The sequence below is a fragment of the Streptomyces capoamus genome (assembly GCF_014654935.1).
Lineage (GTDB): Bacteria > Actinomycetota > Actinomycetes > Streptomycetales > Streptomycetaceae > Streptomyces > Streptomyces capoamus.
On record NZ_BNBF01000022.1, the window covers coordinates 83651 to 95420 of the forward strand.

Here is an 11770-nt window from a genome sequence, read left to right on the forward strand (position 1 = left end):
ACCTTGCCGGCCGGGCTGCCCACGTACTTGATCTGGGCCTGGGCCGGGACCAGGATGCGGCCGACGTTGCCCTCCTTGCCGCCGCCGTCCTTGTTCTGGTCGAAGTCCTGGGTGCCGTCCTGGATGCGGACCACCGGCCAGTAGTACGACGACAGGTCGCTGCGGTTCTGGCAGCTGGTTCCGGCCTGCAGGAACGTGTTGTTGCTGGAGAACGCGTTGACCTTCTGGTTGCCGACGTAGTCGTGCAGGTGGTGCGCGCCGTTGGCCACGCCGGGTGCCACGATGACGTTGTCGGTGTTGTGGTTCTTGTTCGCGTTCACACCGCAGCGCGTGGTGAACGTGCCGGTCGAGGCGTTGCCGGTTCTGCGGGGCTTGCCCTGGACGTTCGGCGCCACCTTGGTGATGTCGACGAAGTCCGCCGCGGCCGGGCCGTTGCCGGCCTGCCCGCCGACGTTGCCCTGCTGACCGTTCTGGCCCTGCTGCTGGCCGCCCTGCTGCTGGCCGCCTTGCTGCTGGCCGCCGTTCTGTTGCTGGCCGCCTTGCTGCTGACCGCCGTTCTGTTGCTGGCCGCCGGCGTTCGTCTGGTTGGCGGTCTGGGTCGTGCAGGCGGCGAGCTGCTTGAGCGCGTTGTCGAAGGAACCGCCGACCCGCTGGACGTCGATGCGGATCCGGTCGATCGTCGCGGCCCGCTTCTCCTTCAGGGGGCCGACGATCGCGTTCTGGACGAAGCTCGGGTCCTTCGCCTGGGCGTCCCGCGTGGAGGCGAGACGGTTGTAGGCCTCGGTGATCTGCTTGTCGAGGTTCGCCAGCTCCGTCGCCACGCCCTGCCGGGCCGCGTTCGGCACGTTCGTCAGCTTCTGGCCGACGTCGGGGCAGGAGAGGGTCGCGACCTGCGCCGTCGCGGCCTTGGTCTGGTTGCCTCCCCACGACTGGTTGTTCGACTCGTGCGCCGAGGCGTAGAAGTTCGCCCAGATCAGCCCGCCCCCACCGAGCGCTAGGGCCGCCGATGCGGCAATGGCCTTGGTGGCCAGCGGCGTACGGCGTTTTCGTGTGTTGCGTCCCATGGAACTCCTCTGACTTCCTTGCGGGGCAGCATCGAGGCGCCCGACAGGAGTGAAGCGGCGCCCTTCCATACGGACGCCACCCCAGAGGTGTTCACCGGTTTCACAAATTCCCCTCGGAAACAACAGAGTTGGCTGGTCACCGGTCACCGTCCAGATGCGCGAGCACCGCCAGCACGCGCCGGTTGTCGTCGTCCGACACCTCCAGGCCGAGCTTGGCGAAGATGTTGGAGGTGTGCTTGGCGACCGCCCGCTCCGTCACCACGAGCTGGGCCGCGATCCCCGCGTTGGACCGGCCCTGGGCCATCAGCTCCAGCACCTCCCGCTCGCGCGGGGTCAGCCGGGCGAGCGGCTGGTCGCCGGCCGACCGCCGGGACAGCAGCTGCTGGATCACCTGCGGATCCATCGCCGTACCGCCGGCCGCCACCCGCCGTACCGCGTCCACGAACTGCTCCGCGTCGAACACCCGGTCCTTCAGCAGGTAGCCGACCCCGCCCGTGCCGTCGGCGAGCAGCTCGCGCGCGTACAGCTGCTCCACGTGCTGGGACAGGACCAGCACCGGCAGCCCCGGCCGCGCCCGCCGGGCCGCGAGCGCGCACTGCAGACCCTCGTCGGTGTGCGTCGGCGGCAGACGGACGTCCACCACCGCCACGTCCGGGTCCGACTCCGCGAGCGCGCGGGTGAGTTCGGGGCCGGACTCGACGGCGGCGGCGATCTCGAAGCCGTAGGCCTCCAGCATCCGCACCAGCCCGTCGCGCAGCAGGAAGAGGTCTTCGGCTAGGACAACACGCACGGGATCTCCAGGGTCACCAGGGTGGGACCGCCGGCGGGACTGCTGACGGCCAGGACTCCGTCGAAGGTACCGAGCCGGCGCTCGATCCCGGCGAGCCCCGAACCGGCCCCGGCCGCCGCCCCGCCCCGGCCGTCGTCGCTGACGATGATCCGCAGCCGGCCGTCGGTGTGGTGCACGTCGACCCGGATCCGCTCGGCGCCGGAGTGCTTGACCGCGTTGGTGAGCACCTCGCTGACCGCGAAGTAGGCGGCCGACTCCACCGGCGCGTCCGCGCGGCCGGGCAGCTCCACGGTGACCTCCGTGGGAACGGGCAGCCGCAGCGCCAGCGCCCGTACGGCGTCGCCGAGCCCGCGCTCGGCGAGCACCGGCGGGTGGATGCCGCGCACCAGGTCGCGCAGCTCCGCCAGGGCCTCGGCGGAGTTCCGGCGGGCCTGCGCCAGCAGCCGCTTGGCCTGCGCCGGGTCCCGTTCGACCAGCATCTCGATGGTGCCGAGGTCCATGCCCATGGCGACCAGCCGGGCCTGCGCGCCGTCGTGCAGGTCCCGTTCGATGCGGCGCAGTTCGGCGGCCGAGGTGTCCACCGCGTCCCGCCGGGTCTCGGTCAGCACCCGGACCCGCTCGGCGAGTGCGGCGCGGGAGGCTCCGATCACGGTCCGGGTGAGCCGGAAGTGCGCGGCGAGCAGGCGCGGCGGGAAGCGCCAGGTGCCGGCGACGACCAGGGCACCGAGCGCCGCCGCGCACAGGGCCGTCGCCTGGCCGGTGACCGGCACGAAGGCGTACCAGTAGACGTCGCCCGGTTCCCGGACGGAGGCCCGCCACAGCCCGGCGCCCACCAGGAACCCCTGGAGCGGGAAGAACACCAGCACGGCCGGCGCCAGCGCGGTGACGAAGCCCGCGGTCATGTCCACCGGCAGCCAGAGCACGTCCCGCCGCACCTGCGGGTCCCGCAGCAGCGCCACGGTGCGCGTCCAGGGGTTGGCCGTCCTGGGCAGCGGCCGGTATGCCGCCGGGATCCGGATCCCGCACCAGTCGGCCGCGAGCCGCCGCCGGGCGTCCGCCAGCGCCCGTACGCCGGTGAGGACCGCCGGAGTGGTGACGATGCCGATGCCGAGCGGTACCAGGGCGACGGAGAGGAGGGTCAGCACCAGGAACGCCACACCGCACGGCAGCACGACGACGGCCAGCACCAGCCCCTGCACGGCGGCCAGCAGCGCCGCCTTGGCCCCGGAACGGAAGGCGGACCTGTCTTGGTCGGTGTTCATGCGGCCAGTCTTGCCGACGGCCGCGGCCGGGTCAGTCGTCCGAGGCCCCCTCCCGGGGGGTGGTGCCAGGTACACCCCCGGACCGGGCCAGCACCTTCGCCTCGACCTCCGGGTCCAGTCCCTTACGGGTGCGGTCCGGCCGCCGGGGCGCGTCGCCGCCGAGCCGCGTCAGCCAGCGCCAGGTGTCCGCGACGGTCTCGCCCACCGGCCGGCACACCAGTCCCGTCGCCAGCGCCCGCGACACGTCCGCGCAGTGCACGGAGTCGAACATCTCGCCGCCCGGCGGCACCCACACCGGCAGCTCGGTCCACGGCTCGATCCCGGCGTCCAGGATCGGCTCCGGATCGGTCCAGCACAGCTCGGCGTCCGCGCCGGTGACCCGCAGGCACGCCTCGAGCAGTTCGCCCATCGTGGTGTGACCGGGCGGACTCACCAGGTCGTACGGTCCGGACAGACCGCGCTCCAGCGCGCCGAGCAGCCACGTGGCGAGGTCGCGGGCGTCGACGTACTGCAACGGCAGGTCGCGCGGGCCGGGGGCGAGGACCGGGCCGCCGCGGGCGATCCGGTTCAGCCACCAGGGCAGCCGGCCCACGTTCTCGTACGGGCCGAGGATCAGGCCGGCCCGGACCAGCAGCGAGCCGGCCGCGCCGAAGGCCCCGGCGGCGGCCAGTTCGCCGCCGCGCTTGTCCGCCGCGTAGTCCGTCGCCCCGGCGTCGGCGGCGCCCTCGACCAGCGGGGTGTCCTCGGCGGCGGCGCGCGGCCAGGGCCACGCGTACACTGACCGGCTGGAGACGTACGCGTACCGGCCGGCCCGGCCGCGCAGCAGCCGGGCCGCCTCGTGCACGGCACGCGGGGCGGCCGACCAGGTGTCGACCACGGCGTCCCAGCGGGAGCCGTCCGCCGCGAGCGCGGCGAGACCGTGGGGGGTGGTGCGGTCGCCGTGCACCGACCGCACCCCGGCCGGGGGCCGGTGCCGTCCCCGGTGGAAGACGGTGACCTCCCACCCGCGCCCGAGCGCGGCCTCCACGACGGCGCGCCCCACGAACTCCGTACCGCCCAGCACCAGAAGTCTCATGCCGGGATCGTGCCCGGTCCGGACCCGCGGGGCACGGGCCTCTGCCGACGGCAGAACGGTCAGCGGCCGGTCGGCGGAGTGTACTTGTAGCCGACCCGGCGCACCGTCTGGATCGCCTGGCGGTGCTGGGCGCCCAGCTTGCGGCGCAGCCGGGCGATGTGCACGTCGACGGTGCGGCCGTCGCCGACGTGGCCGTAGCCCCACACCGTGGTGACCAGCTGGTCGCGGGTGTGCACCCGGTGCGGGTGCGCCACCAGGTGGGCCAGCAGCTCGAACTCCAGGTAGGTCAGGTCAAGTTCACGGCCGTCCACGTCGGCGGTGCGCTGCACGGGGTCGATCCGCACCAGCGGGTCGGTGCCGGCGGGGCCGGCCGCGGGCTCCGGCTGGTCCGGAACCGCGACCGGCAGAAACGGGGGCCGCTGGTCGGCCGGCACCAGCACCAGGTAACCGACCATCGGCGGCTGGCCCGGCAGGGCCGGCAGGGTGTGCTGCGGCGCGGGCAGCCAGGTGGCGCCGGGCGGCAGGAAGTCCGCTACGCCGACCACCTCGTCCCGGTCGACGGCGCGGAGCCGGTGCCGGGTGCCGTTCGGGGCGGGGGTGGGCAGGGTGGCGGTGGAGAGGGAACGAGAGGTCGCCATGAGAGGTCAGCTCTTTCGCGCGAGGAGTTCGTCGGGAGGAGCGGCGGCCGCGATTCGTGGTCGGGCGCGCCGGAGGACGTACGTCGTTCCGCGCTGGCCGAAGGCCGGGGGTGTACGGCTTTAGAGGGCCCGCGCGTTCATCGCGCGGCAACACACCCGGTCGAAGTCGTGGTGCTGACGGGAAGGCCAGAACGGCTCGAGGTCGTGGCGACCCGTCGCGGTGATCTGCTGGAAGCTGGCCATGGGCCCATTGAAGCAGAGGCGCGCGGCGGGCAGGAGCCTTCTCTCACTGCTTGGACGCTTCCTTGGCGTGAAATTGACGTGGCATTCTCCCGTTCCCCCGGAGTTCGGCCCTGGTCAGAGGCGTGTCGACGGCCGACCGTGTCCGGAATGCCGTCTCACTCCTCAAGACGACGGCCCGGCGCGACCGGGGGCCGGCGCGAACGGGGGCGCGACATGCGCGAAGGGCGCCCGCTGTGACAGCGGGCGCCCCTCGGTGCGATGTGCGGGCCGGTCAGACCTGGCCGGCCTTCTCCAGCGCGGAGCAGCAGGTGTCCACCAGCAGGCGGGTCACCACGTACGGGTCGACGTTGGCGTTCGGGCGGCGGTCCTCGATGTAGCCCTTGCCGTCCTTCTCGACCTGCCAGGGGATGCGGACCGACGCGCCGCGGTCGGAGACACCGTAGGAGAACTCGTCCCAGGGAGCGGTCTCGTGCAGACCCGTCAGGCGCTCGTCGATCCCGGCGCCGTAGTTCTTGACGTGGTCCAGCGGCTTGGAGCCCTCACCGAGCGACTCGCACGCGGTGATGATCGCGGCATAGCCCTCAGGCCCCTCGCGCATCGCCTTGGTGGAGAAGTTGGTGTGCGCGCCCGCGCCGTTCCAGTCGCCCTTGACCGGCTTCGGGTCCAGGGTCGCGGAGACGCCGAAGTCCTCGGCGGTGCGGTACAGCAGCCAGCGGGCCACCCACAGCTGGTCGGAGACCTCCAGCGGGGACAGCGGGCCGACCTGGAACTCCCACTGTCCGGGCATGACCTCGGCGTTGATGCCGGAGATGCCCAGCCCGGCCTTCAGGCAGTTGTCCAGGTGCGCCTCGACGACCTCGCGGCCGAAGATCTCGTCGGCGCCGACACCGCAGTAGTAGCCGCCCTGCGGGGCCGGGAAGCCGTTCTCGGGGAAACCCAGCGGGCGGGAGCCGTCGAAGAAGGTGTACTCCTGCTCGATGCCGAAGATCGGCTCCTGCGCGGCGAACCGCTCGGCGACCTCCGCGAGCGCGGCCCGGGTGTTGGACCGGTGCGGCGTCATGTCGATGTCGAGGACCTCGCACAGCACCAGGATGTCGTCGCCGCCGCGGATCGGGTCCGGGCAGGTGAAGACCGGCTTGAGCACGCGGTCCGAGGCGTGGCCCTCGGCCTGGTTGGTGGACGACCCGTCGAAGCCCCACACCGGCAGCGCGTCGAGACCGGCCGGGGCACCCGTGATGATCTTCGTCTTGGAACGCAGCTTGGCTGTCGGCGCAGTGCCGTCGATCCAGATGTACTCAGCCTTGAAGGTCACGGGGCCACATCCTTCGGGGTGGGTCGGGCGCACTCAAAAGTGCCGCGGCGCTGCGGCACCGGTGCGCCGCTCGATCTGCCGGGAGCCTGTCAACAGGCCGTTTCCCGTCCATTGCCCGCATGTGAACCCCGTGTTACCCGGGTTTTTCTGTGGCCGGGCTCACCCGGTGAGGCCCGCCCGCCGGTTCCCGGCCGGTGGCGTGGCCGCGTGCGCGGTGGCGCGCCGCGGGTCGTGTACGCGGCGCGCCACCTCGTGGGGGCGTCCGGACCGCCCGGCCGCGGGCCGGGCCGGCGACCGCCACCCCCGTGCGCTCGCCGGCCCGGCCGGGCACCGTGCGCGTCCGCCGGGGTGCGCCGCCTGTTCCTCCCTGGACCCGGACCGGTACGGTGCCGGGTCCAAGGCGGCGCACCCGCTCCGCGCCCCGTCAGTCCCCGGACCTCACCCCACCTTCTCGATCACGGCGCGGCGGATGAGGAACTTGCCCGGCTCCCGGACCTGTTCGAAGGCCGCGTTGTTGAGCAGGACACAACTGCCGGAGACGGACGTCACCTTCACCGTGGTGGACTTGTTGTTGTCCAGGTTGGTGACCTTCAGGGTGGTGCCCGCCGGGAACTGGTTGCTGGACGCGGCCGGGGCGCCGCCCTCGCCGGAGAGGGTGACCGTGGAGCCCTTGCACACCTGCTGGCCGGTGGCCGCGCCGGCGCCGCCGCCTCCCGCGCCGGCCGTCTGCGAGGGCTGCGCGGTCTGCTGGGCACCGCCCGCCTGCTGGTCGCCGCCGGCCTGCTGGCCCGCGCCCTGCTGGCCCGCGCCCTGCTGGGCACCGCCGCCCTGCGCCGCCTGGGAGCCCTGAGCCGACTCCCCAACGGTGCAGCCGGCCGCCTTCTGCTGGACCTCGATCTGCTTGATGACCGCCTCGCGGTTGGCGATCCGGGCCGCCGACTGCGCGTCCGGTTTCGCCTTCTGGTCCGCGATGAACTTGTCGTTGTTGCCGTGGGCCGTGGCCAGCCCCTGGCACACGGTGGAGTCCCCGGCGGACAGCGTCTTGGCCTGCTGCGGGCTCTGCGCGGCGTTCGACGTGGACGCCAGCGCGAAGGCCCCGCCGCCCGCCACCGCCGCGGCGCTGACGAACAGCGCGATCTTCTTCTTCGTACCGAGAGTTCTCCTGCGCGACATCCGCGCCTCCTGAAGAGGTAGGGGAGCGTACGCCGCTATGTACGAGATACCGAACGGGGCTACTCAGCGGTCACGTGACTCGCGGAAGTAACCTGCGTCACACCCCGACTGGGCCGCCGTCAGCTCCGCTTGCGGTCCAGCGCCTCCCGCACGGCCTCTTCGGTGCGCGCCACCAGCGCCGTTCCGTCGTCCGCGGTGATGATCGGGCGCTGGATGAGCCGGGGGTGCTCGGCCAGCGCGGTGATCCACCGGTCCCGCGCGCCCTCGTCCCGCGGCCAGTCCTTCAGCCCCAGCTCCTTGGCGTCCGCCTCCTGGGTGCGGGTGATGTCCCACGGCTCCAGGCCCAGCCGTTCCAGCACGGCCCTGATCTCGTCCTCGCCGGGCACGTCCTCCAGGTAGCGGCGGACGGTGTAGTCGGCCTGCTCGGCGTCGAGCAGGCTGAGCGCGCTCCGGCACTTGGAACAGGCCGGGTTGATCCAGATCTCCATGCGGGACACGGTACTCGCCCGCGGTTCTGTTCGATTTCACGGCACCTCGGCAGTCCCGCCGCCCCCACCCGTGACACCGGCTCAACTTCCCGGCCGACCTGCGTCTTTACCTTCTCTCGCGCACCCCCGATTGTCAGTGGCCGCCGGTAGACTGGATGCAGTGTTCGAGGCAGTCGCCGGGGCCCCCGGGGACTGCCTGACCGCGACAGGAGGATGCCTGTGCCCGCTGCCGCCCTGAAGCCCAAGCCGTTGCCGACCCAGTCCACCGCCCAGCGCGCCGTGCTGTTCGACTCGCCCTACGAGCCCTTGGCGAAGCGACCGCTGCCGGCCGGGCGGCCGCGCGAGTGGTACGTCGCGCACAACCGGCGCCTGAAGGCCATGCGCCTCGCCATAGCCCTGCTCGACTCCGGTGTCTTCCTGCCGGACCAGGCGCGGAACGAGACCATCCGCGACACGGCCGAGCGCATCGGTATGCGTCCGCCGTCGGACACCACGTGCCACATGGTGCGGGCGCTGATGCGGTACTCCCGCTGAGCCGACCGGTTCTCGCTGAGCGGCCCGGCATCTGCTGAGCCGCCCGGTTCTCGCCGAGCCGTGCGACTCCGCTGAGCCGTGCGGCTCCCGCGGAGCGGTGTGACTCCGCCGAGTCGCCCGGTTCCCGCTGGGTCGTGCGGCTCCGCTGAGCCGACCGGTTCTCGCTGGGTCGTGTGGCTCCTGCTGAGCGCCCCGACTCCGCCGAGCCGTGCGACTCCGCCGAGCCGTGCGACTCCGCCGAGCCGTCCGGCTCCCGCTCGTCGCCGGTGGACCGCGCCGCCGGGGCCCCGCGCTGCCGCGGGGCTCCGGCTGTCACGCCGTCAGCTCCCGTTCCAGCGGGGTGCGGAAACGCGGGGTGACACGGGTGGCGCCCAGCAGCGCCCGCAGCTGCCCGGCCTCCGCCTCGACCGAGGCCGCCGCCTCCCGGCGGACGCCCGCCTCGGGGATCCGCCACACGATCCCGCCGTCCGGGCGCTGCGCCCAGCCGCCCACCACCCGGCCGTTCCACCACACCGTCGGGCCCACGTTGCCACTGCGGTCGAAGAGCAGCGGACGCAGCACCGGGTCCAGGTACCAGTCACGGTGCTGCCAGCCCATGGCCGTCGGGTCGAGGGCGGGCAGCAGCGCCGCCCAGGGTTCCTCCGGGGCCGCCACCGGCTCCGTGTCGCCGTCGGCTACGTACCCCGTGCCCTCGTCCAGGGCGACCTCCTCGGCATCGATCGCCGCCAGCGCGCTGCGCACCTCGGTGACCCGCCACCCGGTCCACCACTTCAGGTCCGCCTCGGTCGCCGGTCCGCACGCCCGCAGCCAGCGGCGCAGCAGGGCGGCCTGGGCCCCGGCCACGTCCATCGCGGGGTGGGCCGGCGCCGGCGCCCAGCGGAACCGGCCGGACGTCCAGGAGCCGAGCGGCCGGCCCCGGACCACCTTGCCCTCCACGCCCAGCACCCGCAGCAGCCGGGACGACACCGTGTGGACGCCCTCGTAGCTCTTGCCGGCCGCGTGGACGAACTGCTCGCGCAGACGGGGTTCGTCCACCGCCAGCTCCGCCGCCGTCGCCTGGCCGCGCCGGGCCAGCGCGGCGAGCGTGGCCTCCTCCACGTCGGCCAGCCAGGCCGCGTCCGGGGCGCCGGCGACCGCCATGTCCCGCAGCAGGGCCGCCCGCTCACGGGCGGCCACCGCCAGACCCGTCGAGGCGTGCACGACGGCCGTCAGCCCGGACGGGAACACGAACACGGTGTGCCGCATGCCGTGCATGCGCACCAGCGTGCGGTCCTCGTACAGCGCCCGCTCCGTCTCCGCGACCGCCTTCGCGGGCTCGGCCAGCCGGGCGGCCACCGCCAGGTGCACGGTCGCCGGGTCGCTGCCGTGCAGGGCCACCAGGGAGGCCGCGACCTCCTCCGGGGTCGCGGCCCGTGCCGTACCCGCGAGGCGGTGCCGCAGGGCCAGCCGGGCCCGTCGTTCCGCCACGCCGATGTGCCGCCGTCCACGCGTCATGCCGGCCTCCCCGGGCTCACGGTCTCGTGCCGCCATGGTCGCCGATGCCACCGACAATCCGGTCCCCTACCGGAGCGGCCACCGCCCACCGGCGCCGCCGAAAACCGGGTGCGGCCGCCGCCGCGCCCTCCCTACTCTGAACAAACAGCGTCGAAACAGACACTTCCCGTCCCTCCCGCCCCTCCGGCTCACCTCACTCGGAGGTCCGTCATGCGTGGAATCCTCGCGACCGCGACCGTCGTCCTGGTGATCCTCGGCTTCGGGAACCACCTGTGGTGGCTCGCCGCCGTCGCCCTGCTCTACCTGTACGCGACACACGGACGCGGCTCGCCCGGTCCGGCCCCGCCCGCGGCCCCCGGCGCACCGCCCGACAGCTACCGGGCGTACCGGCAGCGCCGCGACCGGCAGGCCGAGTGGGAGCGCCGCTACCGCCGTGAGCGGCCCTCCGAGGCCCGCCGGCAGGACCGGGACGGGAGCCCGCGGTGACGCCGCGGGGCGCCGCCGGCCGTCACAGGCCGGGGGCGCCCCACAGCGGGAACCAGCGGCCCAGGTCCGGCTCGACGCGCAGGTCGCCGTCGAGGACCGCCTTCAGCTGGAGCTCCAGCGCGGTGTCCCGCCGCTCGGCGGCGCCGGGCAGCGGGGCGAACGGGTAGAACGTGCCGCGCTTGTAGAGGTAGACGAGCGCCAGGCTCCGGCCCGCCCCGTCGGTGAAAGAGGCCAGCGAACACAGCAGTTGCGGGCCGAAGCCGTTGACCTCCAGCGAGCTGTTCACCGCGTGCAGGTCGTTGACCAGCTCGGGCAGCCGGCCGGGGGAGCGCCGGGACACCAGCCAGGAGTAGCCGTAGCCGTCCCGGTGCAGCTCCACCGGCGGGCCGGTGCGGTCGGTGTCCGCGTCCAGCAGCGCCCGCAGCTCCCGGTGCAGCTGCTCGAAGGCGCCCCCCTCGACCGAGGCGAAGCACACCGCCCCGGCACCGGTCGGCGTGAAACCGGTCGCCGCCTCCAGCGTCACGGCCGCCGACGGCAGCGCGAACAGCTGGTCCAGATCGGGCGCGACCGGCTTCGAACGGCCCAGCAGGATGTCCAGCAGCCCCACGGTCAGCCCGCCTTCCCCGGGGCGGCGGCCTCGCCCAGCTCCGCCGAGATCCGGCCCAGTTGCTCCAGCCGCTGCTCGAGGCTCGGGTGCGTGGAGAAGAACCGCTCGACGCCGGGCTCCCGGCCGGTCGCCGGGGTGAAGTAGAACGCGTTGAACGCCTGGGCCGTCCGCAGGTCCTCGCTGGGGATCCGCGCGATCTCCCCGGAGACCTTGGTGAGCGCCGCCGCCAGCGCCGAGGGCCGGCCGGTCAGCAGCGCCGCCGCCCGGTCGGCGGCCAGCTCCCGGTACCGCGACAGCGCGCGGATCAGCAGGAAGCTGATCGCGTACACGGCCGCGGAGACGCCCAGCACGGCGGCGAACACCGCGGCGGTGTTCTGGTCGCGGCGGCCGCCGCCGAACACCTGGGAGTAGAACGCGAACCGGACGACCAGACCGGCGAGCACCCCCAGGAACGACGCGATGGTGATCACGGCGACGTCCTTGTGCCGCACGTGCGACAGCTCGTGCGCCAGTACGCCCTCCAGCTCCGCCGGCTCCAGCCGGCGCAGCAGCCCGGTCGTCACGCAGACCACCGCGTGACCGGCGCTGCGTCCCGTCGCGAACG

Annotated in this window: 14 protein-coding genes; 2 read left to right on the forward strand and 12 right to left on the reverse strand. The window is 73.6% G+C overall.

Annotated elements, in window-relative coordinates; all coding sequences use genetic code 11:
• The 9 genes from IE312_RS29300 to IE312_RS29335 form a co-directional block, all read right to left on the reverse strand.
• The coding region (locus IE312_RS29300; protein ID WP_229900564.1) for a DUF1996 domain-containing protein at window positions 1–1064 on the reverse strand (1064 nt) is incomplete at its 3' end.
• 136 nt (window positions 1065–1200) lie between these two features.
• A complete protein-coding gene (locus tag IE312_RS29305) occupies window positions 1201–1854 on the reverse strand; it encodes a LuxR C-terminal-related transcriptional regulator (RefSeq protein WP_189985307.1) in 654 nt (217 codons plus the stop codon).
• Window positions 1839–3116, reverse strand: coding sequence for a sensor histidine kinase (locus tag IE312_RS29310; protein ID WP_189985308.1), 1278 nt, complete (start codon window positions 3114–3116; stop codon window positions 1839–1841). The genes IE312_RS29305 and IE312_RS29310 overlap by 16 nt, the downstream gene beginning before the upstream one ends.
• A gap of 31 nt (window positions 3117–3147) precedes the next feature.
• A complete protein-coding gene (locus IE312_RS29315) occupies window positions 3148–4191 on the reverse strand; it encodes an NAD-dependent epimerase/dehydratase family protein (protein ID WP_189985309.1) in 1044 nt (347 codons plus the stop codon).
• Between the two features lie 59 nt (window positions 4192–4250).
• Window positions 4251–4829: a winged helix-turn-helix domain-containing protein gene (locus IE312_RS29320; protein ID WP_189985310.1), complete on the reverse strand. Its 579-nt coding sequence runs from the start codon at window positions 4827–4829 to the stop codon at window positions 4251–4253.
• Window positions 4830–4949: 120 nt separating this feature from the next.
• Window positions 4950–5072: a hypothetical protein gene (locus IE312_RS43855; RefSeq protein ID WP_268254366.1), complete on the reverse strand. Its 123-nt coding sequence runs from the start codon at window positions 5070–5072 to the stop codon at window positions 4950–4952.
• A gap of 271 nt (window positions 5073–5343) precedes the next feature.
• Complete coding sequence (gene glnII, locus IE312_RS29325) at window positions 5344–6384, reverse strand: glutamine synthetase (RefSeq protein WP_189985311.1); 1041 nt, start codon at window positions 6382–6384, stop codon at window positions 5344–5346.
• Between the two features lie 438 nt (window positions 6385–6822).
• Window positions 6823–7557, reverse strand: coding sequence for an SCO2207 family protein (locus IE312_RS29330; protein ID WP_189985312.1), 735 nt, complete (start codon window positions 7555–7557; stop codon window positions 6823–6825).
• Window positions 7558–7676: 119 nt separating this feature from the next.
• On the reverse strand, window positions 7677–8045 hold the full coding sequence (locus IE312_RS29335) for an arsenate reductase family protein (RefSeq protein ID WP_189985313.1): 369 nt from the start codon (window positions 8043–8045) through the stop codon (window positions 7677–7679).
• Between the two features lie 219 nt (window positions 8046–8264).
• On the opposite strand from IE312_RS29335, the gene IE312_RS29340 reads away from it, so the two are divergent.
• A complete protein-coding gene (locus IE312_RS29340) occupies window positions 8265–8579 on the forward strand; it encodes a hypothetical protein (protein WP_189985314.1) in 315 nt (104 codons plus the stop codon).
• Window positions 8580–8891: 312 nt separating this feature from the next.
• Here the strand turns inward: IE312_RS29340 and IE312_RS29345 are convergent, their stop codons facing one another.
• Window positions 8892–10073: a winged helix DNA-binding domain-containing protein gene (locus tag IE312_RS29345; RefSeq protein ID WP_189985315.1), complete on the reverse strand. Its 1182-nt coding sequence runs from the start codon at window positions 10071–10073 to the stop codon at window positions 8892–8894.
• Between the two features lie 210 nt (window positions 10074–10283).
• On the opposite strand from IE312_RS29345, the gene IE312_RS29350 reads away from it, so the two are divergent.
• Entirely contained in the window at window positions 10284–10559 is a 276-nt protein-coding gene (locus IE312_RS29350; protein WP_189985316.1) for a hypothetical protein, read from the forward strand.
• A 22-nt stretch (window positions 10560–10581) separates the two neighbouring features.
• Here IE312_RS29350 and pspAB read toward each other — a convergent pair whose 3' ends face one another.
• Together pspAB and IE312_RS42320 are read right to left on the reverse strand one after the other, a co-directional pair.
• The gene (pspAB, locus tag IE312_RS29355) at window positions 10582–11166 is read right to left on the reverse strand and encodes a PspA-associated protein PspAB (protein ID WP_189985317.1); all 585 of its coding nucleotides are present in this window, start codon (window positions 11164–11166) and stop codon (window positions 10582–10584) included.
• A 2-nt stretch (window positions 11167–11168) separates the two neighbouring features.
• Window positions 11169–11770, reverse strand: a 602-nt coding sequence (locus tag IE312_RS42320; RefSeq protein ID WP_229900565.1) for a M48 family metalloprotease, incomplete at its 5' end; no start/stop codon positions are given.